At 74.9% G+C, this 20,411-nt stretch carries 19 protein-coding genes and 1 pseudogene; 7 read left to right on the top strand and 13 right to left on the bottom strand.

Features of this window, described 5'->3' with window-relative positions; translation table 11 throughout:
• Nucleotides 1-39 precede the first annotated feature (39 nt).
• The gene (gene ychF / locus ACFI33_RS00925; protein ID WP_127434975.1) at nucleotides 40-1,125 is read right to left on the bottom strand and encodes a redox-regulated ATPase YchF; all 1,086 of its coding nucleotides are present in this window, start codon (nucleotides 1,123-1,125) and stop codon (nucleotides 40-42) included.
• 401 nt (nucleotides 1,126-1,526) lie between these two features.
• Here ychF and ACFI33_RS00930 point away from each other — a divergent pair.
• Nucleotides 1,527-1,874: pseudogene (locus ACFI33_RS00930) on the top strand (GMC oxidoreductase); the annotation flags it as partial.
• Nucleotides 1,875-1,985: 111 nt separating this feature from the next.
• Here the strand turns inward: ACFI33_RS00930 and ACFI33_RS00935 are convergent.
• From ACFI33_RS00935 to ACFI33_RS00945, 3 genes are all read right to left on the bottom strand, one after another.
• On the bottom strand, nucleotides 1,986-2,447 hold the full coding sequence (locus tag ACFI33_RS00935; RefSeq protein ID WP_036317045.1) for an Hsp20/alpha crystallin family protein: 462 nt from the start codon (nucleotides 2,445-2,447) through the stop codon (nucleotides 1,986-1,988).
• 150 nt (nucleotides 2,448-2,597) lie between these two features.
• The gene (locus tag ACFI33_RS00940; protein ID WP_370450139.1) at nucleotides 2,598-3,149 is read right to left on the bottom strand and encodes a YdhK family protein; all 552 of its coding nucleotides are present in this window, start codon (nucleotides 3,147-3,149) and stop codon (nucleotides 2,598-2,600) included.
• Complete coding sequence (locus ACFI33_RS00945) at nucleotides 3,146-3,712, bottom strand: O-acetyl-ADP-ribose deacetylase (protein WP_036317043.1); 567 nt, start codon at nucleotides 3,710-3,712, stop codon at nucleotides 3,146-3,148. Before ACFI33_RS00945 ends, ACFI33_RS00940 begins: the two co-directional genes overlap by 4 nt.
• Nucleotides 3,713-3,768: 56 nt before the next feature.
• Here ACFI33_RS00945 and ACFI33_RS00950 point away from each other — a divergent pair, with 56 nt between their 5' ends.
• The 3 genes from ACFI33_RS00950 (at nucleotide 3,769) to ACFI33_RS00960 (ending at nucleotide 7,370) form a co-directional block, all read left to right on the top strand.
• A complete protein-coding gene (locus ACFI33_RS00950) occupies nucleotides 3,769-4,206 on the top strand; it encodes a hypothetical protein (RefSeq protein ID WP_052001240.1) in 438 nt (145 codons plus the stop codon).
• A gap of 65 nt (nucleotides 4,207-4,271) precedes the next feature.
• A complete protein-coding gene (locus ACFI33_RS00955; RefSeq protein ID WP_078025886.1) occupies nucleotides 4,272-5,531 on the top strand; it encodes a DNA recombination protein RmuC in 1,260 nt (419 codons plus the stop codon).
• A gap of 138 nt (nucleotides 5,532-5,669) precedes the next feature.
• Nucleotides 5,670-7,370 (top strand): SLC13 family permease, encoded by a 1,701-nt coding sequence (locus ACFI33_RS00960; protein WP_036317039.1) that lies wholly within the window; start codon nucleotides 5,670-5,672, stop codon nucleotides 7,368-7,370.
• Between the two features lie 122 nt (nucleotides 7,371-7,492).
• Here ACFI33_RS00960 and ACFI33_RS00965 read toward each other — a convergent pair whose 3' ends face one another.
• Nucleotides 7,493-8,599, bottom strand: coding sequence for a 4-hydroxy-3-methylbut-2-enyl diphosphate reductase (locus ACFI33_RS00965; RefSeq protein WP_036340356.1), 1,107 nt, complete (start codon nucleotides 8,597-8,599; stop codon nucleotides 7,493-7,495).
• A 53-nt stretch (nucleotides 8,600-8,652) separates the two neighbouring features.
• Nucleotides 8,653-9,741 carry a hypothetical protein gene (locus ACFI33_RS00970; protein ID WP_036340353.1) on the bottom strand — a complete coding sequence of 363 codons (1,089 nt, stop codon included), beginning with the start codon at nucleotides 9,739-9,741 and terminating at the stop codon, nucleotides 8,653-8,655.
• A 187-nt stretch (nucleotides 9,742-9,928) separates the two neighbouring features.
• Here ACFI33_RS00970 and xseA point away from each other — a divergent pair, with 187 nt between their 5' ends.
• Nucleotides 9,929-11,242, top strand: coding sequence for an exodeoxyribonuclease VII large subunit (gene xseA, locus ACFI33_RS00975; protein WP_462623645.1), 1,314 nt, complete (start codon nucleotides 9,929-9,931; stop codon nucleotides 11,240-11,242).
• On the top strand, nucleotides 11,239-11,526 hold the full coding sequence (locus ACFI33_RS00980; protein WP_127435408.1) for an exodeoxyribonuclease VII small subunit: 288 nt from the start codon (nucleotides 11,239-11,241) through the stop codon (nucleotides 11,524-11,526). The genes xseA and ACFI33_RS00980 overlap by 4 nt, the downstream gene beginning before the upstream one ends.
• Nucleotides 11,527-11,645: 119 nt before the next feature.
• Here the strand turns inward: ACFI33_RS00980 and ACFI33_RS00985 are convergent, their stop codons facing one another.
• The 5 genes from ACFI33_RS00985 to ACFI33_RS01005 all read right to left on the bottom strand — a co-directional run bounded on the left by ACFI33_RS00985 (nucleotide 11,646) and on the right by ACFI33_RS01005 (nucleotide 16,198).
• Nucleotides 11,646-12,230 carry a type 1 glutamine amidotransferase domain-containing protein gene (locus ACFI33_RS00985; protein ID WP_127435409.1) on the bottom strand — a complete coding sequence of 195 codons (585 nt, stop codon included), beginning with the start codon at nucleotides 12,228-12,230 and terminating at the stop codon, nucleotides 11,646-11,648.
• A gap of 127 nt (nucleotides 12,231-12,357) precedes the next feature.
• The gene (locus ACFI33_RS00990) at nucleotides 12,358-13,275 is read right to left on the bottom strand and encodes a PPK2 family polyphosphate kinase (protein ID WP_127435410.1); all 918 of its coding nucleotides are present in this window, start codon (nucleotides 13,273-13,275) and stop codon (nucleotides 12,358-12,360) included.
• On the bottom strand, nucleotides 13,268-14,506 hold the full coding sequence (locus ACFI33_RS00995; RefSeq protein WP_127435411.1) for a pyridoxal phosphate-dependent aminotransferase: 1,239 nt from the start codon (nucleotides 14,504-14,506) through the stop codon (nucleotides 13,268-13,270). The genes ACFI33_RS00990 and ACFI33_RS00995 overlap by 8 nt, the downstream gene beginning before the upstream one ends.
• A gap of 82 nt (nucleotides 14,507-14,588) precedes the next feature.
• Nucleotides 14,589-15,725 carry a glycine betaine ABC transporter substrate-binding protein gene (locus ACFI33_RS01000; RefSeq protein WP_462623646.1) on the bottom strand — a complete coding sequence of 379 codons (1,137 nt, stop codon included), beginning with the start codon at nucleotides 15,723-15,725 and terminating at the stop codon, nucleotides 14,589-14,591.
• Nucleotides 15,722-16,198, bottom strand: a complete 477-nt coding sequence (locus tag ACFI33_RS01005) for an NUDIX hydrolase (RefSeq protein WP_036316610.1) — start codon at nucleotides 16,196-16,198, stop codon at nucleotides 15,722-15,724. The genes ACFI33_RS01000 and ACFI33_RS01005 overlap by 4 nt, the downstream gene beginning before the upstream one ends.
• A gap of 158 nt (nucleotides 16,199-16,356) precedes the next feature.
• Here ACFI33_RS01005 and ACFI33_RS01010 point away from each other — a divergent pair, with 158 nt between their 5' ends.
• Nucleotides 16,357-18,192, top strand: coding sequence for a hypothetical protein (locus tag ACFI33_RS01010; RefSeq protein ID WP_462623647.1), 1,836 nt, complete (start codon nucleotides 16,357-16,359; stop codon nucleotides 18,190-18,192).
• Between the two features lie 32 nt (nucleotides 18,193-18,224).
• On the opposite strand, the gene ACFI33_RS01015 is transcribed toward ACFI33_RS01010, so the two are convergent.
• Nucleotides 18,225-19,460, bottom strand: a complete 1,236-nt coding sequence (locus ACFI33_RS01015; RefSeq protein WP_462623648.1) for a phosphotransferase — start codon at nucleotides 19,458-19,460, stop codon at nucleotides 18,225-18,227.
• 22 nt (nucleotides 19,461-19,482) lie between these two features.
• Complete coding sequence (locus tag ACFI33_RS01020; protein ID WP_101965829.1) at nucleotides 19,483-20,394, bottom strand: hypothetical protein; 912 nt, start codon at nucleotides 20,392-20,394, stop codon at nucleotides 19,483-19,485.
• Between the last annotated feature and the right edge of the window lie 17 nt (nucleotides 20,395-20,411).

Here is a 20,411-nt window from a genome sequence, read left to right on the forward strand (position 1 = left end):
GAGAGCAGATGCGCCTAAGCCCCTGGAAATACGGGGTATTTACACATTAAACCTGAACTCCACCACGTCGCCGTCCTTCATGACGTAGTCCTTACCCTCCATGCGCACCTTGCCAGCGGCCTTGGCGTCGGCCATGGACCCGGCAGCGATCAGATCGTCGAAACTCACGATCTCCGCCTTGATGAAGCCGCGCTGGAAGTCTGTGTGGATCACGCCGGCGGCCTCGGGCGCCGTCGCGCCGACCGGGATGGTCCAGGCGCGCGTCTCCTTCGGCCCCGCCGTCAGGTACGTCTGCAGGCCGAGGGTGGAGAAGCCGACGCGGGCCAGCTGGTCCAGCCCGGACTCGTCCTGCCCGGCCATCTCCAGCATCTCGGCGGCCTCCTCATCGGAGAGCTCCACGAGGTCGGACTCGAGCTTGGCGTCCAGGAACACGGCGTCGGCGGGGGCCACCAGATCGCGCAGCTCCTGCTGCCTGGCCTCGTCCCCCAGCACGCCCTCGTCGGAGTTGAACACGTAGATGAACGGCTTGGCGGTGAGCAGGCTCAGCTCGCGCAGCCGGTCCATGTCCAGCTTGTCCTTGTCCTTCGCGGCGAAGATGGTCTCGCCCCGCTCCAGCACCGCGAGCGCGGCCTTGAGCGCCTCGAGGTCGGCGGGCTCCTTCTTCTTGCCCTTGACCTCCTTCTCGACGCGCGGGATCGCCTTCTCCACGGTCTGCATGTCCGCGATGATCAGCTCGGTGTTGATGGTCTCCATGTCCGAGGCCGGGTCCACCTTGCCGTCCACGTGGACGACGTCGCCGTCGTCGAACGCGCGCACCACCTGGGCGATCGCGTGGGCCTCACGGATGTTCGCCAGGAACTGGTTGCCCAGGCCCTCCCCCTCGGAGGCGCCCTTCACGATGCCGGCGATGTCCACGAAGGACACCGTGGCCGGCAGGATGCGCTCGGAGCCGAAGATCTCGGCCAGCTGGGGCAGCCGCTCGTCCGGCAGGTTCACCACGCCCACGTTCGGCTCGATCGTCGCGAACGGGTAGTTCGCCGCGAGCACGGTCTGGCGCGTCAGCGCGTTGAACAGGGTCGACTTGCCCACGTTGGGCAGTCCCACGAATCCGATAGTCAAAGCCACAGTCCGGCAGTCTACCGGCGGGCCCACCGCGGCGGAGGCGTCCCGCACCGGCCCCGTTCCGTGGGCAGAACCGGCAGCCCCGCCCGCTCCGTGGGCAGAAAGCGCGCTCTCCCCTGTTCCGGGGGCAGAACCGGCAGGGTTTTCGCTTCCGGGGGCAGAAACCTTCGCTCTCCTGCCCACGGAACCCAGAGGCCCGGCGGCCACGGGGCCCGGCAGCCCCAGCCCCCCGCCCCCACGCGCCCACGGAACCCAGAGACCCGCAGCACCCAGCACGCATCCCCGCCCAGATGACCGATCCGTAGGGTGGACGGGCCGCCCAGACCCCGACGAGAGGACGCACACCTGTGTCTGCCGACCAGAGGGCGACAGCCGAGACCGCTGGGCCACCGGGTCCACCCCTCGCCAAGTCCCGCGGCACCCTGCGCCTGCGCTCCAACGACTACCGGGACAAGCCGGCCGTGGACCCGCGCTACTTCACCGACCCGGAGGGCCACGACATGGCCGTCGCGGTGGCCGGCATCCGGCTGGCCCGGGAGATCGTCTCCCAGCCGGCCATGGCGGCGTGGGCGGGGCGCGAGCTGGCCCCGGGCGAGCAGGCGCAGACGGACGAGGAGATCGCCGACTACGTGCGCCGCACCCACAACACCGTGTACCACCCGGTGGGCTCGGTGCGCATGGGCGCCGAGGACGACGCCATGAGCCCGCTCGACGCCCGTCTGCGCGTCAAGGGCGTGACGGGGCTGCGCGTGACCGCCACGCAGATGCGGCGGGCCCCCGGTGGGGGGGCCCGCCGCATCTGCGTTCGGGGGACGGACCGCGCGCTGGTCACGCCGGCCGCGCGCGGCTCCGTCAGAGGCCGGTCACTCGCCGGTGGTCTCGGCGGTCTCGCCCTCCACGGTCTGCCCGGCCACGGGGGCAGCACCGCCGTGGGTGACGGAGATCTTGCGGGGCTTGGCCTGCTCCGCCACCGGGATGGTGAGGGTCAGGACGCCGTCGCTGTAGTCGGCCTGGATGCGGTCGAGGGCGAGGCCCTCGCCCAGGGTGAGCTGGCGGGCGAAGGTGCCGGCGGAACGCTCACGGGTGAGCCAGCGTCGGTCCTCGCGGGCCGGGTCCTCCTTGCGCTCGGCGCGGACGGTGAGGGTGCGCTCCTCCACGTCCACGTCGATGGAGGCCGGGTCGACGCCGGGCAGCTCGACCTCGGCGACGAAGACGTCGCCCTCGCGGTACAGGTTCATGGGCATGGACACGGTGCCGGTCGCGCGGGGCGTCAGACCGTTCACCAGGCGCTCCATCTCACGGAACGGATCGATAGGACGGGCCATGTCGGTTCACTCTCCTCGGTATTCGGGTGGGCGCCGCTGACACCGCGGCGTCTGACCACTACAACAGCACGCCCGGCGAGCCTATTCCAGAAATCTACGTGAAGTTCGATCAACTTCCAGGCGGGCGGTCAGGACCCTCCCGGCCCGGGGTCAGCCCGCCGAGGCGATCTCGCTCTCCACCACCCACTTGTGGTTCCTCATCCGCATGCCGTCGGACTCGTAGTCCACCATGTAGACGGTCTCATCCGTCGAGGAGTGCACCGTGCCCTCCGCACCCTGCATGCCCGGCATGTGGTCAGCCGCGAGGGTGACCGCCGCGCCGTCGGGCAGGCGTTCGGCGCCCGCGTCCTCCAGCTCCTCCTGGACGACCCACTTGTGGTCCGTCACCTCGGGCCCGCCCGTCGTCGGCCGGTAGTCCACGGAGTAGGCGGTGGTCTCGTACGCGCCCACGACGGTGGCGGCGGCCCCCTCCATCCCGGGCATGTGGTCCGCCATGAGGGTGACCTCGGTGTCCACGGGGTGGGCCGGGTCCGCGGCGGGCTCGATGCCCTCGGGGGCGGGGCCGCCGTCCATCGCGTGGCCCGCGTGCCCGCCGTGGGAGGACGACGTCGCCGCCTCTTCCCCTCCCGTCGCGCAGCCGGTGAGCGCGAGCAGACTCGCCGCAGTCACGGCGACGGTCCTGGTCCAGAAACGCATGGTCATCGTCCGGTGTCTCCTTCGTCATCGGTGGTCTGGGGGGCCTCGAGGTGCCCGAGCGCCGCACGGAACGCGGCCTCCGCCGTGTCGCCGTAGGGCACGAACAGCACCTCGTCCACGGTGCCGCCCACCTCGTCCGCCATCGCGTGGCAGGTCTCGACGGCGATCCGCGCCGCGTCCTCCATGGGCCAGCCGTAGATCCCCGCGGAGATCGCCGGGAACGCGACCGTCCGGGCGCCGAGCCCGGCCGCCACCTTCAGGGACTCGCGGTAGCACGAGGCGAGGGTGTCGGACTTGTCGATCGTCTTGGCCCACACCGGGCCCACCGTGTGGATGACCCAGCGCGCGGGCAGGCGCCCCGCCGTCGTCGCCACGGCCTGGCCGGCGGGCAGCCCCTCCGGCAGGTCGGTCTCGCGCAGGCGGCGGCACTCGGCCAGGATCTCGGGACCGCCACGCCGGTGGATGGCGCCGTCCACGCCTCCGCCGCCGAGCAGGGTGGAGTTGGCGGCGTTGACGACGGCGTCCGCGTGCGTGGCCGTGATGTCCCCGGGGGCGATGGTGAGCTGCATGGGTTCACGCTAGGCGCGGGTGGGCGCCGTCGGACAGGGCCGGTAGCCTCGGCCCCATGAGCACCCCGACGCCCACCGGACCGACCCCCACGCCTCCCGGCGGCGAGCTGCTGCCGCTGATCAGCCTCGCGGTGGAGCACGTGTTCAACACGCTCGGCCGGCAGCCCGTGTTCGCCCCCACAATCCTCGCCGTCACGGCCGACGGCCAGCGCGGCATGTGGGAGCACCCGGACCTCCAGCCCGAGCAGGCGGCCGCCACGGTCGCGAAGATCAGCCCTCGCCCCACGCGGGCGGTGGCCGTGTTCGACGGCGAGATCGAGACGGCGGACGGACCCCGCCCGGCCGTCGCGGTGGAGGCCTTCGACGCCGCCGCCCTGGCCTCGACCCGCATGGTCTTCCCGTACCTGCCCGGCGTGGCCGCGGCGGGCATCGCCGCCCGCGTCGACGGCGACCCGCAGGTCGTGGCCAACGGCCCCAACCCGCTCTTCGGCTGAGCCGCCCGCCACGACGACGGCGCGCCGCGGCCTACCGTGTCCGTGCAGCCTGCGAGGGTGGGGTCATGGAGATCCTCAGCCTGCTGCTCGCCCTCACCCTCGGACTCGTGCTGGGCGCCCTGCTGGGCGCGTGGCTCATGTGGCGCCGGGCGGCCGACGGCGGTGAGGAGGCCCGCCGGGCCCAGGCCGAGCTGGCCGCGCTGCGCACCGAGCACCAGGGGGCGCGAGAGGCGCTCGCGGCCGCCCGGGCGGAGCAGCGTGCGCTCACGGCCGCGCGCGCCGAGGACGCCGAACGCCAACGCGCGGAGTCCCAGGTGATGTCCACGCTCGCGCCGCTGGGCCAGCGGCTGGCGGCGCTCCAGGAGCAGGTGAGCGTGCTGGAACGGGATCGGGCGTCCCAGTTCGGCCGGCTCGGGGAGCAGCTCCGCGCCGCCGCAGCCACCGACCGGGACCTGCTGAACCAGACCACGTCGCTCATGGCCACGCTCAAGTCCACTTCCGCGCGGGGCCACTGGGGCGAGGCGCAGCTGCGGCGGGTCGTCGAGGCGGCGGGCATGCTCCACCACGTGGACTTCACGGAGCAGGCCACGCTGTCCGGCAGGGACGGCGAGCGCCTCCGCCCGGACCTCGTGGTGTCCCTGCCCGGCGGCAAGGCCATGGCCGTGGACGCCAAGGCCCCCATCGGGGACGCGCTGGCCGCCGAGGCCCTCGCGGACGAGCCCGGCGAGGAGGCGTACGAGCGGCGCCAGGCGCTGGCCGCCCAGCACGCCGCGGCCGTGCGCCGCCACGTGGACCAGCTCTCCGCGAAGTCCTACTGGGACGGCCTCGAGCACTCCCCCGAGCTGGTCCTGTGCTTCCTGCCCGCCGAGTCGCTCCTGGCCGCGGCGCTGGACGCGGACCCCGGGCTGCTGGACCACGCGTTCTCCCGGAACGTCGCGCTCGTCGCCCCCGTCTCCCTCCTGACCGCCCTGAAGTCCGTGGCCTACGCGTGGCGGCAGGACACCCTGGCCGAGAACGCCCACACCGTGGTGGCCAGCGCGAAGGACCTCTACGAGCGTCTCGGCACGCTCGGCACTCACCTGGACCGCATGGGCGGCTCCCTCAAGACCGCCGTGGACCGCTACAACCAGCTCGTCGGCAGCGTCGAGTCGCGCGTGCTCCCCGCCGCCCGGCGCCTCCGCGACGCCGACCCGGGCCTGGCCCCCACGCCGGACATCCGCACGCTCGAGTCCGCGCCCCGGCCCCTGGCCGCCCCGGAACTGGTCGCGGGCGTGGAGGAGGACGAGCTGCGCCGTCGTCGGGCGGAGTCGGCGCGGGAGGCGTGAGCGGGGCCGCACGGGGGCCGGGCGGGTGGGCCGTCGCGGCCCCGACGTCGTCTTTCCGTGTCCCGGGCCACTTGCTACCGTGAAACTCACAGAGAATTGCCAGGCCGCGCCAAGGGCCTGACCTGAAGAGGAGGCCCCATGGAGTCCCGCCCACTCCCCCCGCCGAGCAACGTCAACGAGCACGTCTCCCGCTTCGACCCCCGAGCGGCCGCCCAGGAGTTCGAACACGAGCTCTCCCCGGGCATGCGTGACGAGCCGCTGCCCGGCGGCGAGAACGTCAAGCGCATCATCGGCCTCGTGGTCGGCCCCCTGCTCGCCGTCGCCCTGTTCCTGCTGATGCCGGGCGACCTCGGCGTCTGGCCCCGCCTCGTCGCCGCCACCGCGGTGCTCATGGCCGTGTGGTGGATGACCGAGGCCCTGCCCATCCCCGCCACCGCCCTGCTGCCGCTCGTCGTCTTCCCGCTCGGCGTGCCCGCCGAGGAGTCCGACGGCGGCATCACCTTCGACGCCGTCGGCGCGAGCTACGGCAACAACATCATCTTCCTGTTCATGGGCGGCTTCATGCTCGCCCTGGCCATGCAGCGCTGGAACCTGCACCGGCGCATCGCGCTCGGCGTCCTGAAGTTCATGGGCGCCAGGACCGTGAATCTCATCCTGGGCTTCATGATCGCCACCGGGTTCATCTCCATGTGGGTGTCCAACACCGCCACCGCCGTGATGATGCTCCCCATCGGCGTGTCCATCCTCGTGCTCGTCCAGCGCTACGGCACGGACGGCGCCCTGACTGCGGACGAGGGAGCGGACCAGGTCGACCGCCCCGCCGCGCCCGCATCCGCGGCCGGCGAGGCCCCCACGCAGGCCGAGATCCGCTCCCTCACGAAGTCGAACTTCGGCACCGCGCTCATGCTCGGCATCGCGTACGCCGCGTCCATCGGCTCGCTCGGCACCATCATCGGCACCCCGCCCAACACCCTGCTCGCGGGCCACATGGCCGCCGAGCACGGCGTGCAGATCGGCTTCGGCCAGTGGATGCTGGTCGGCGTGCCGATCGCCGTCGTGCTGCTCTTCGCGTGCTGGTTCCTGCTCACCCGCGTGCTGTTCCGCCCGGAGATCGACGAGGTCCCCGGCGGCCGCGACCTGATCGCCACCGAGCTGGCCCGCCTCGGCCGCATGAGCGCCCCCGAGGCCAAGGTCCTCGCCGTCTTCGTCCTCGCCGCGCTGGCCTGGATCACCGTGCCGCTGATCTCCGAATACGTCCTGGACCTGGAGTCCCCGCTGCTCTCGGACGCGGCCATCGCCATCGTCGTCGGACTCATCCTGTTCCTCCTGCCGGCCGGTGGCGGGGCCGGGCGCGGCGTGCGCCTCCTCGACTGGGAGGCCGCGAAGGACCTGCCGTGGGGCGTGCTCCTGCTGTTCGGCGGCGGCCTGGCCCTGTCCGGTCAGTTCTCCAAGTCGGGCCTGTCCACGTGGCTCGGTGAGCAGGTCAAGGGCTTCGGTGACATCCCCGTGTGGGTGCTCGTGGTGATCGCCTCCGTCGGCATCCTGCTACTGACCGAGATGACCTCGAACACGGCCACCGCGGCCACGTTCCTGCCGGTCGCCTCCGGCGTGGCCCTGGGCACCGGCGTCGCCCCGCTCATGCTGGCCGCGCCCGTCGCCCTCGCCGCGACCTGCGCGTTCATGCTGCCCGTGGCCACCCCGCCGAACGCCATCGCGTACGGCTCCGGCTATGTGACCATCGGCCAGATGGTGAAGGGCGGCGTGTGGCTGAACATCATCGCCGCCGTGCTCATCTCCATCGCGTCGATGACCCTGCTCGTCTGGGTCTTCGGACTCTGAGTCCTGACCACCCGCCGGCCCGGCACGCTGAGGCCCGGGCACGCCGAGGCCCGCAGACTCGCCGCTTCGCCGGCGTCGTGACGGCGAGTCTGCGGGCCTCAGCGAGGAGACGAGGGGCGCGCTCAGGCCTCGGCGGCGCGGCGGCGTCCGCCGAGGGCGCGCCCGTCGTCGCCCACGCGCTTCATCTCGGCGCGCAGCTCCTTGGGCAGGGAGAAGATGATGTCTTCCTCGGCGGTCACCACCTCGTCCACCTGCCCGTAGCCGTACTCGGCCAGCAGCGCGAGCACCTCCTGGACCAGCACCTCGGGCACGGACGCGCCCGAGGACAGGCCCACGGTGGCCACGCCCTCGAACCAGGACTCGTCCACCTGGTTGGCGAAGTCCACGCGCTCGGCGCGGGAGGCCCCGTACTCCGCGGCCACCTCCTTGAGGCGCACCGAGTTCGAGGAGTTCGCCGAGCCCACGATGATCACCAGGTCGCACTCCGGCGAGATCGACTTGATGGCCGCCTGCCGGTTGGAGGTGGCGTAGCAGATGTCGTCCGAGGGCGGGTCCTGCAGGTTCGGGAACCGCTCGCGCAGCACGGAGACGATCTCGAGGGTCTCGTCCACGGAGAGCGTGGTCTGGGAGAGCCAGATCAGGTTGTCCGGGTCCTCCACCTGGACGGTGCGGGCCTCGGCGACGTCGTTGATCACCGTGGTGTGCTCGGGCGCCTCGCCGAACGTGCCCTCGACCTCCTCGTGGCCGTCGTGGCCGATCAACAGGATCCGCTTGTCCTGCTTGGCGAAGCGCACGGCCTCGCGGTGCACCTTGGTCACGAGCGGGCACGTGGCGTCGATGGTGCGCAGGTTGCGCTGGGCGGCCTCCTCGACGACGGCCGGGGACACGCCGTGCGCGGAGAACACGGTCAGGGCGCCCTCGGGCACCTCGTCCAGCTCGTCAACGAACACCACGCCGCGCTCGGTCAGGGTGTCCACGACGTGCCGGTTGTGGACGATCTCCTTGCGCACGTACACGGGGGCGCCGTGGTGCTCGAGGGCCTTCTCGACGGCGACGACGGCACGGTCCACGCCGGCGCAGTAGCCACGGGGGGCGGCCAGCAGCACGCGCTTCTCACCGGACACGGGCGCGGCCGCCTCCACCTCCTCACGGGAACGACGAACGCGCGGGACCTGCGGCATCCCGAGGCCGACGGCGGACGGACGGGCGGAGACGGAGGGAGCGGACATGCCCTCCATGCTATCGGCCGGGACGCAGACCGGGCCCGGGCTTCGCCGCGGGCTCAGCGCGACGTGACGTCGGCGGCGGTGTGGGAGCGGCCCACCGCGGGGGGACCGTCCGCCCGGGCGGCACGGACCCGGCCACGCCGAGCGACCCACAGCTCGGCCAGGGCCAGCAGCAGGCCCGCGGCCAGCACGATCCAGCCCAGGGTGGTCAGGGTCTGGGGGTAGGGGGCGACGGCGGCCGCGAACGCCGGGCGGGCGGCCTCCTCCATCTGCTGGACGAACGCGGCCACCCCGGGGGAGGCCCCCTCGGGTGCCGTGAGGTGGACCGCGTCCGGACCCAGGCGGGCGCCGCCGATCAGTCCGCCGGCCAGGGCGACCGCACCCGCCACGGCCACGGCGAGGCCCCGCCGCCCTCGGGGGGCGAGCAGCAGGGCGCCCACGAGCGCCAGCACGGAGGCGGCGGCAGCCCAACGCCAGTGCGCGGAGGCGTCCACCCAGCGGTGCACGGTGGCCCGATCCGTGCCGGCCAGGGCGTCGATGCGCGCGTCCATGCGCAGCGCGGTGCTGTCCCGCAGGTCCGCGGCGCGGTCGTACAGGGGTGCCAGCAGCGTGTCCGCGGCCCAGTCGCCGACGTCCGCGCCCGCGATCGTCTCCAGCAGCGCCTGCCCGGGCAGGTCGAACCGGTCCTCGCGCAGGTCACGTTCGATGTCGCCCAGGGCGGCGGTGATCCCGGACTGTGCGACGGGACCGAACGGGATGGTCACGTCCGCGCCCGAGCCGGGCTCGTCCGCGCCCTGCGGGTCCTCGAGCTGGGCGAGCCAGGCGCGCCGGGCCTCGTCAGCGGTGTCGGACCAGCCCTGCACCACCTGCGGGTCGTCCGCCACGCGCTGGGCCAGCGGGCGCAGCAGGTCCTCGGCCACCTGGGCCAGCGGGCCGGGCACCTGCTCGGGGATGGCGTCGTGCACGACGTCGTCGATCACCCCCGGCACGGCGGCGCGGACCTCGGGGTCCACCGCGACCTGCTCCGTCACCCCGCGCAGCAGCTCCGGGCGGTGCGTCGCCTCGTCGACGAGGGCACCGGCCGTCGCGAGCACCGCCAGCAGGCCCGCCAGGGCCGCGACGAGGAAGCTGAGGGTGGTGCGCATGAGGTCCTTTCCGTTCCGTTCCGACCCCGTCGAGCGTACTGATCCCGGCCGGATGTTCCCCGGTCTGAGCACCCGACCGGTCCGGCGGCGGCCCCGGGGGACGCCCGGGCGCCGTCTTGCGCGTCCGGCGAGGGCGGTACGGTGGGCCCGTGCCCGGGCGGACCGGGCGCGGACAGGAGGGACCCGGATGGACCAGCCCGTGACCGAGGGCGCCCCGGCGGCGTCGGACGTGCCCGGCTCGGCGCCCGCCCGCGCGGGCGAGACCTCCGCCGAGCGGCCGTGGCCCCTGCGGCGGCTCTCCGAGAACCTCAAGGCCCACATCGAGCGCGCCCCCGCCACGTGGATCGAGGGCCAGCTGATCGAGTTCAAGAACAACCGCGGCAACGTCTACATGACCATGCGGGACCTCGAGGAGGAAATCTCCCTGCCGCTCACCGCCTGGCGGAACGTCGCCATGACCCTGGACGGGACCGTCCAGCAGGGCTCCCGCGTGGTGGCGCGCGTGAAGCCGAACTTCTGGCTCAAGGCCGGGCGCCTGTCCATGAACGTACAGGAGATGCGCCCGGTCGGCCTCGGCGATCTGCTGGCCCGCGTGGAGCTGCTGCGCCGGGCCCTCGCCGAGGAGGGGCTGACCTCCCCCGCGCGCAAACGACCCCTGCCCCTGCTCCCCCACCGGATCGGGCTCATCACCGGCCGCGACTCGGACGCGAAGAAGGACGTGCTGCGCAACACGCTGCTGCGCTGGCCCGCGGCCGAGTTCGAGATCCGTGAGGTCGCCGTGCAGGGCGCCGAGGCCCCTCGGCAGGTGGCCGCCGCGCTCGCCGAGCTCGACGCCGACCCGACCGTGGACGTCATCGTCATCGCCCGCGGCGGCGGGGCGCTCGAGGAGGTCGTGCTCCCCTTCTCGGACGAGGCGCTGGTGCGTGCCGTGGCGGCGGCGCGCACGCCCGTCGTCTCGGCGATCGGCCACGAAGCGGACCGCCCGGTCCTCGACGACGTCGCCGACCTGCGCGCCTCCACGCCCACGGACGCGGCCAAGCGGATCGTCCCGGACGCGGCCCAGGAGGCCGCGGGACTCGCCGACGCGCGCCTGCGGCTGGCCGCGGCCGTCGAGCGCCGCGTGCGCGCCGAGGCCGAGGGGCTCGCGGCCCTGCGCTCCCGGCCCGTACTGGCCCGTCCGCACGTGATGGTGGACACCCGGCAGGAGGAGACGGACCGGTGGCGCGAGCGCGGCCGGTCCGCCCTGGGCCACCGGCTCGTCCGCGAGGAGGACGCACTCACGCAGCTGCGCGCCCGCGTCCGCGCCCTGTCCCCGCAGCGCACCCTGGACCGCGGCTACGCCGTGGTCCAGCACGCCGGACAGGTCGTGCGCGACGCGGACCAGGTCGCCCCGGACGACCGGCTCGACATCCTCGTGGCGGTCGGACGGATCACCGCGGACGTCGTCGCGACGCATCGGCCCACCCCGACCCCATCCCACGAGAGGACACGACAGGCATGAGTGAACAGGGCATGGAGCAGACGCAGGACCCGGGCCGCCCCAGCGGCGTGGAGGGCTTCACCTCCGCGGACGTCTCGGACGTGGCCCGGATGAGCTACGAGCAGGCGCGCGCCGAGCTGATGGAGACCGTGGGGAGGCTGGAGGCCGGTGGCGCCGGCCTCGAGGAGTCCCTGGCCCTGTGGGAACGCGGGGAGGCGCTGGCCGACCGCTGCCAGGCCTGGCTCGACGGCGCCCGCGCCCGCCTCGACCAGGTGCGCGGCGAGGCCGCCCCCGACGCCGGCTGACCACGCCCCCGCCCCGCTTTCGTTCGGGAAACGGCGGCCTCCGCCCCGCTTTCGTTCGGGAAACGGCGGGGGCGGGGGCCATCGGCCCCCGCCCCCACGCGACTCGCGCCCGACGTCGGTCAGGCGGTCTGGTCCTCGTGCTTGCCCTCGCTCATCTCCTCCACGACCTTGGCGTTGAAGGCGTCGAGGTCGTCCGGGGAGCGCGAGGTGGTCAGCCCGTTGTCCACGACGACCTCATCGTCCACCCACTGGGCGCCCGCGTTCTTCAGGTCAGTCTTCAGGGACGGGTAGCTGGTCAGGCGGCGGCCCTCCACGACGCCGGCCTCGATCAGGGTCCACGGGGCGTGGCAGATGGCCGCCACCGGCTTGTGCTGCTCGAAGAAGGCACGCACGAACGCCTGGGCGTCCTTGTCGATGCGCATGGCGTCCGCGTTCAGGGTGCCGCCCGGCATCACGAGGCCGTCGAAGTCCTCGGCCTTGGCGTCCTTCACCGTCGTGTTCACGTCGAAGGACTCGCCGTGATCCCAGTCGGACTGCATCGCGGTGATGGTGCCGGACTCCGGCGAGACGAGCACGGGGGTCGCGCCGGCGGCGATCACGGCCTCCCACGGGGAGGTCAGCTCGACCTGCTCGACGCCGTTGGTCGCGAGGAACGCGACGGTCTTGCCGGTCAGCGGGGCATTCTGGTTGGCGTTCTCAGTCATGGGTCCACCTTTCGGATCGGATCCGGAGCGCCTCTGCGGCGCCCGGTGTCCGTACATCGACTCACCGCGGCCCCGTGCTCGGCAAGGTCCGGCCACCACTGCCCGCCCATCGCGACGACGGCGGCGCTCAGCCCGCCAGCAGGCGACGGCGGGCGGCCGCGACGTCGAAGTCGGCCTTCGGCCAGTCCAGCCCCATCCCCTGCAGGGTCTCGATGATCAGCTGCTGCACCGCCAGCCGCGCGAACCACTTGCGGTCCGCCGGCACGATGAACCACGGCGCGTCCTCGGTGTCCGTCCGCTCGATCGCGATCCGGTACGCGTCCATGTACTGGTCCCAGTACGCGCGGTCATCGAGATCGCTCTCGCTGAACTTCCAGTGCTTCGTGGGGTCGTCCAGGCGGGCCAGCAGGCGCTTGGCCTGCTCCTCCGGCGAGATCCGCAGCATCACCTTGACGATCCGTGTCCCCGCGGCGCGCACGGCCGCCTCGAACTCGCGGATGGCCCCGTAGCGCTCCTCCACCTCGGCCAGAGGGGAGAGCCCGCGCACGCGGTGCACGAGCACATCCTCGTAGTGCGACCGGTCGAACACGGAGACCAGGCCGGGCCGCGGGAGGTGCGGTCGGATGCGCCACAGGAAGTCGTGGGCGCGCTCCTCCGGGGTCGGCGCCTTGAACGCGTGCACGTGGACGCCCAGCGGATCCATCGCCCCGATCACGTGGCGTATGATCCCGCCCTTGCCGGCGGTGTCCATGCCCTGCAGGACCACCAGCAGGGACGGCACCTCCCCCACGGGCGCGTCGCGCACCGACTGGGCGAACAGCAGCTCCTGCAGGTCGGCGAGCGCCCGGCCGCGCGCGGCCAGGTCCTTCTTGCCCTTCGCCTTGTCCCCGCCGTAGCCGGGCGTCGCGGCGGCGTCGACGTCGGCCGGGCCCCGGACCTCGTCCCCGCGGCGGGCGGCGAACAGCTCCCGGGCGGGGGCGCCGAAGACGCCGTCGTCGGTGGGGCGGGCGGGTCCGCCCGCCTCGGCGGCCGGGGTGTCAGCCATGGCGCTCCCTCCAGTCCTCGAGGAAGTCCTCGAGGCGGTCCAGGGCCACGTCCAGGTCCTTCACGCTGGGCAGCGTGACGAGCCGGAAGTGGTCGGTGTACGGGTAGTTGAATGCCCCGCCGTGCGAGACGAGGATCTTCTTCGCCCGCAGCAGCTCGATGACGAACGCCTCGTCGTCGTCGATCGCGTAGACCTCCGGGTCCAGCCGCGGGAACAGGTAGAGGGCGCCGTGGGCCGGCTGCACGGACACGCCGGGGATGGCGTTCAGGCGGTCCTGGGCGAGGTTGCGCTGCTCGAGCAGCCGACCGCCGGGCAGGACGAGGTCGTCGATGGACTGGTAGCCGCCCAGTGCCACCTGGATGGCGTGCTGCGCGGGCACGTTGGCGCACATCCGCATGTTGGCCAGCAGGGTCAGGCCCTCGAGGAAGTCGGCGGCCCGGTGCTTCGGCCCGGACACGGCCACCCAGCCGGAGCGGTAGCCCGCCACCCGGTATGCCTTGGACAGGCCGGAGAACGTCAGGGTGAGCACGTCGTCGGACAGGCCGGCGGCGTTGATGTGGCGGGCGCCGTCGTAGGTGATCTTCTCGTAGATCTCGTCCGCCATGAGGACGAGGTTGTGGCGGCGGGCGACGTCCACGATGCCCTGCAGCACGGCGCGGGAGTAGACCGCGCCAGTGGGGTTGTTCGGGTTGATCAGGACGATGCCCTTGGTGCGCTCCGTGACGAGGGACTCGATGTGCTCGAGGTCGGGCTCCCAGCCCTCCTCCTCGACGCAGCGGTAGTGCACCGCTCGGCCCCCGGCCAGGGTGGTGGCGCCGGTCCACAGCGGGTAGTCGGGCGAGGGGACGAGGATCTCGTCGCCGTCGTCGACCAGGGCCTGCAAGACCATGGTGATCATCTCGGACACGCCGTTGCCGATGAACACGTCGTCCACGCCGATGTCCCGGATGCCCCGGGACTCGTAGTACTGCGAGACGGCGATGCGCGCCGAGTAGATGCCCTTGGAGTCCGAGTAGCCCTGCGCGTGCGGCAGGTGCTGGTGCATCGCCGCCAGGACGGCGTCCGGCGCCTCGAAGCCGAACGGGGCCGGGTTGCCGATGTTCAGCTTCATGATCCGGTGGCCCGCGGCCTCCATCCGCTGCGCCTCCTCCAGGATGGGGCCGCGCACGTCGTAGCGGACGTTCAGCAGCTTGGCGGACTGGCGGATCTGGCGGGGATGCGGGGTCGGCATGCCCCCATCATGGCACCCCCGGGCGGTGTGCATCACAGTCGCGCTCGTGCGACGCGGGCCGGCACCCCTCCCCCGTGCGAGCTCAGAACCAGGAGCCGCGGGGCACGAACCAGTCCTCGGGCGCGTCCTCCAGGCCATGGTCCACCAGCCAGTACTGCGCGGCCTCGGCGGCCGGAAGCGGGTCGTCGCCCGTGGTGAGCCGTTCGAGCTCCCGCAGGCCGTCGCCGTCGAGGGCGGACATCACCTCGGCGATGCGCCGTTCGGCGTCGTCGTCCAGCGTCGCGGCGGAGCCGACGGCGGTCAGCCGCCCCTCGGGGAGCACGCGGCCGTCGTCCTCGAGCGGGACGAGCGAGTTCGCGTCGATCTCCGGATCCGTGCGGGTCAGCAGCGCGACCTGGGCCTCATCCGCGACGACGGCGGCGCTCGGGTCCTCGGTGTCGGCCAGCCAGGTCTCGGGTCGACAGCCGGCGAGCCGGTCCAGGCGGGCGCGCAGGGCCGTGGCCGCGTCCGGATCCGCCGCGGCGGTCAGGGGCGGGGGCGCGACGGCGGTGAGCGACTCGCACCGGCCGTTGAGGTCCGTGATCGACTCGAGCTCGAGCCGGGCCGCGGTGGTCTGGGTGACGACCGCGGCCAGGCGCAGCACGCCCGCCGACGAGGACAGCACCGCCGGGGCCTCGTCCTGCGGTGTCCCCGCCGCGGACGTCTGCCCGGCGAGCAGCGTCTCCAGGACGCGCCCGGCCGCCGGGGCGTCGGCCGCGGGGTCGCCGACGGGCAGCGCGGTGGGGCTCGGGGCGGCGGTCGAGGCGGTGGCCGAGGCAGTGGGCACGGCGTCCGTGGACGGGCCGGCCTCCATCCCGGTCGGCGTCGACGCCGGCGACGGCGGGGACGGCAGCGCCGCTGCGGGGTCGGCGGCGGTGGCCAGGGCCAGGGTGTCCACGACGGCGACCGTGTCCCCGCCGGCGGCGGACCACGCCGACTGCTCCACGGCGACGCCGTCCTCGTCCGCCACGGCGTGGCCGTGCAGGCGCAGGTGACGGGCCAGGACCGCCGCGACGGCGCCCTCCAGGCCCTCGCCGCCGTGCACGACCGTGATCGGGGTGCCTGACGCGGAGGGCGTCGGCGGGGCGTCCGCCTGCCGCGCGCACGCCCCCAGGGCCAGCGACAGCACGAGGGCGGAGGCGGCGAGGGCCGTCGGGCGGCGGTGGGCGGGGCGGCTCACGTGTCCACCCCGGCACGGGCGAGCGCCTCGGTGACCCAGGAGGCGGTGCGCAGCTCGCTGAGCTCCGCGAGGTCGAACCAGCGTGCGTCCGTCGAGGATCCGCCGACCTCAGGGCGCAGGACGCCGCCCGTGATGCGGGCGGTGTAGAGGACCTGCACGGTGAGCAGGGGCAGCGGCTCGCCCCGCAGGCGCTTCTCCACCGGGATCGTCCCGGTCGTGACGCCCAGCAGGCCCGTGAGCTCGGCGGTGTGGCCGGTCTCCTCCCAGACCTCGCGCAGGCACGCCTCCTCCGGGCTCTCGCCGAGTTCGATGCCGCCGCCGGGCAGCGTCCACTGCAGGAACTCGGGCCCCTGCCACGAGCTGAGCAGGACGCGGCCGCCGTCCACGATCAGGGCGTAGGCGCCGGCGCGGGTCTGGAACGGGCCGGCGGGGTGCGCTCCGGCGGCGTCCGGGGCGGCGGGGGTGGTGCTCATGGCTGCGGGCTCCTGGCGGCGGTGGGACGGCCCGCGGCGGGCGACGCCGGGGCCCGGCCAGTCTACGAGCACCGCCCACCGCGAACAGCGGCACGGTCCACCGACCCGCGCCCTAGGCTGGAGGACCACCCGTCCCACCCCCGGAAGGAGCAGCGCCCGTGGACACCCCGCAGGACCCGCCCCGCCGGGACGACCCCTCCGGCGGCCCCGTGGAGCCAGCCGTCGACGCCGCCCTGGACCGGGTGCACGCCCTGCTCCGGCAGGCCCGCGTCACCGCGGCGCCCGACGCCCCGACCGCCCTGGACGCCCGCGGCTGGTGGGAGCTCTCCCTCGAGGCCGCGCTGCGCGACGAGCCCCGGGAGTCCGCCCGCCTCGCCGACTCCGGCCTCGCCGCGCTCGTGCCCGGCCAGGACGACGTCCGCCTCGCCCTGCTGCGGGCGCTCGCGGTCGCCGCGGGCCAGGTCGGGGACGAGGCCGCCCTGACCCGCTGGGTGGAGGCCCGGGCGGCGCTGCTGCGCCACCTCGGCCGGCCCCGGCAGGCCGGGCTCGAATCCCAGCTCGGTGCCGCCCTCGTGCGTGATCCGGACACGGTCGAGGCGGCGGTGCTGGCCGGCGTCGTGGAGGACGAGCCGGGCGCTCCCGGCGAGGACCCCGGGGACACCGTCCTGCCCGAGGCCGCCCTGGCCCTGGCCGTGCACCGCGTGCACACCGGGGACCTGGACGCCGCGCTCGAGCTGGCCCGCCGCGTCATCGCCGTCCTGGGCGGGCTGCGCGCGGCCGGTGCCCTGCTGCCCACCGGCTCGTGGTCCAGCGCGCATCTGCTGCTCGCCCGCCTGCACCTGTGGCGGGGCGAGCACGCCGAGGCGGACGCGGCGGCCGCCGTCGTCACCGCGCTGCCCGCCGCCCGGGCCGTCCTCGCCTCCGCCACCACGGTGCGGGCGATCGCCGCCCACGAGCTGGACCGTCCGACGGCGGCCCTCGACCTGGCGCTCGAGGCGGCGGAGCGGATGGCCTCGGTCGGGCTGCGGCGCGGCGCCGCCTCCGCGGCGGCCCTGGCCGGGCGCGTGGCCGGCGACCTCGACGGGTACGAGGAGGTCGCCGTGGCCGCGTGGGAGCTGGCCTCCGTGCACGCGGAGAAGGCCGAGGCGCCGGAGGCCTCGAGCCTGAGCTACTGGTGGGCGCACCAGCTCGTGCTCGCCGGCCGCGCCGACGAGGCCGAGCCCCTGCTCGCCCGGCTGGTGCGCCGCGAGGCCACCCACGGCCGGGACGTCGAGCAGGCCCGTGCCCTCGTGGACCTCGGTCACGCCCACCACGACCAGGACCGCGCCGAGAACGCGCTGCCCCTGTGGCGGGAGGCGGCCGGCCTGTTCGAGGCCCACGGCCAGTGGGAGGACGCCGCGCGCACGCTCCTGGCCGCCGGCGCCCTCGTGAACCGCGAGCGCGACGAACGCACCCGGCCCTCCGCCCTCGACCTGTTCGAGCGGGCGGTCGCGGCCGCGCGCCAGGCGGTGGACGAGGACCCGGCGGTGCTGCCGGCCGCGCTGCACGCGCACGGGTACCTGCTGTGCGAGTCCGGCCAGGCGGAGGGCCTCGACCTCCTCGAGGAGGCGCTCGCCCTCGTGCGGGACGCCGGCGCCGACTGGCAGGTGGCCGACTACACGGACACCCGCGCCCGTGCCCTGTGGTCGCTCGAGCGGGGGCCGGAGGCGATCGCCACCGCGCTGCAGGCCGCCGACCTGTTCACCGCCGCCGGGGACCGCGAGGGCGCCGCGCAGGCCGAGCTCTTCGCCGCCTACGTGGTGGCCGAGGACGGCAGCCCCGAGCAGGCCGCGACGCTCTTCCGCCTGGTGTGCGAGTCCACCGAGTCCACGCTCGTGCGCCTCGGGGCGCTCACGGGCCTGCACCAGTGCCTGTCCGCCCTCGGGGACCACGACGGCGCCGCGCGCGTCCGGGACGAGCTCGACGCGCTCCGGGAGGGGCTCGGCGCGGACTGACCGCCGCTCGAGGGGGTGGCCGCCGTCGCGGGTCAGAGGCCGACGCGGGCCAGGGCGGCGTCGGCGGCGGCCCGGCGGGCGGACCGCACGGCGCGGGGCGCGGTCGGCTGCGCCGCGAGGGCGGCGAGCACGGTCGCGACGCGGGCCGCCAGCGCCACCTCGTCGACCTCGCTGCGGGCGTGGCGCCGGAACCGTGCGGCCACGGCGCGCAGCGCGGCGCCGCCGGCACCGAGGTCCACGGCGCCCGCCTCGAGATGGGCGATCAGGACGGCCCAGTCGTCCACGCGGTGCCCCATGCCCAGGTCGTCGGCGTCCAGCACGCCGGTGATCCGCTCCCCCGCGGCGTCCACGTGCAGGTTCCCCGGGTGCAGGTCGCCGTGCACGGGCACGCGCGGGCCGGGGTCCCCGGCCGCGAGCGCCGCGCGGATCCGGTCCGCCCGGGCGGCGGCCTCGTCCTGGGCCTCGGGGTCCAGCACGACGGCGGCCCACGTGGCGTGCTCGAGCAGGACGGCGGGTCCGCCGTCGTCCGCGTCGGCGCCCCCGGCCGCCCCGGCCGTGGGGCCCGCCGGGCCGGGAGGCTCCTCGGGCACCGGCGGCAGCCGGTCCAGCAGCGCGGCGACCCGCGCGGGGTCGAGCGCGGCGGCCTCGGGCCCGGCCAGCAGCGCCCGCCAGGGCAGGCCCGGCACGCTCGCGAGCAGGAGCACCCCGCGCTCCGGCGCCGCGCGGACGGCGGGCACCGGCACCCCGGCCGCCCCCGCGGCGGCCTGCCGCCGGGCGACCCGTGCGGCGCGCGCGGGCGGGAGCACCTTCAGGAACGTGCGGGCCAGGACGCCGTCGTCGCCGGTCGCCTCGACGGCCAGGACCGCCCGGTCCCGCGGCCGGTAGCCGCGCCACGTGAGGCGGGCCCGGCCCGGCGCCGTGCCGAGCAGGGCCGCGAGCGCGTCCGGGTCGGCGGTCAGCGTGAGGCCCGGCAGGACGGGGTCGGCGGGGGCCCACCACCACAGGGTACCGTCCTCCAGGATCCCGCGCTCGTCCGGGACGGGTGGGCACGCCGTGGCGGGGGCGGCGGGGTGCCGGGGGTCGCGGGCGAGGACGAGGGTGCGGGAGCGGACGCGGGCGTCGCCCGCGCGTCCGGTCATCACGTCCAGGTCCAGGACGCGCGCGAGCCGACCCCCCCGCTGCAGGTGCAGGGCGTCGGCTCGGGTGCGCAGCCAGCGCTCGCCCGACGCGCGGACGGCCTGGCGCGCGGCGGCTCGGTCGATGCTCACGGGCGCGGCCGCCCGGCGGGGCTCAGCAGGCCCGGCGCCGCGCCAGGACGTTGTCCAGGTCCAGGGCGGCGATGTCCTGCTCGGCGGCGGCGCTGATCTGATCGTCCGCCGTGCGCGCGGCGTCCTGGGGCCGGGTGTCCGCGCCGGTGGGGGCGGGGGTCTCGAGCGGCGCCGGCAGGGGGCGGGCCATCTCCGGGGCGTCCAGGTAGGTGGGGCGCGGCACCGCGGGGATGGTCACGGCGCGGTCCGCTGCGGGGGCGGCGGCGGAGGCGGTCACCACCACGGGCTCGACCCGGGGTGCGGCGGGCGCGGCGGCCGGGCGCGGCGCCTCGGTCTCGAAGGCCAGCACGGTCTCCAGCACGCGGCGGTCCCGCTCGGGGTCCGCGGGCGGGGCCTGCCGCTCCTCGGCCGCCGGGGCGGCGGGGCGCTCCGGGACGACGACGGCGGCGGGCCGGGCACGACGGGTGCGGTCGCGGACCGCGAGGGCCCGCAGGCCGGCCAGCCCGGCCACGGCGAACAGGAGCGACCAGCCGGCCAGGGCGAGCGTGCCCGCGCCGAACGCCGCGGCGAGACCGGCCACGAGGAACACGAGCAGGGCCACGAGGGCGGCGAGGAACAGCGCCGTGCGCCCCCACCGGATGTGCAGGCCGGTCCGGCCGCGGGCGGCGCGCGCCGCGTCGGCGGCGGCGCTCAGGCGGCCCGAGAACCGGGCGGTCAGGGCACGGACGGCGGGCGAGCTCTGCAGGCGGTGCATGAAGGACCTCGGCATCGACGGGCGGGCGGGGGCGGACGCGAGACGATGGCGGCGCAGCACGAGCCGCCAGGCCAAGAAGGCCACGAGGGCCACGATGACCAGCGACGCGCTCACCCGGGCGTCGGCCAGCGCGTCGAGCGCGGCCTGCACGGCCCTCGTCGGCGCGGTGGTCTCGTCCATGCGGTCAGCCTAGCGCC

The organism is Micrococcus sp. PSi08 (assembly GCF_054960655.1).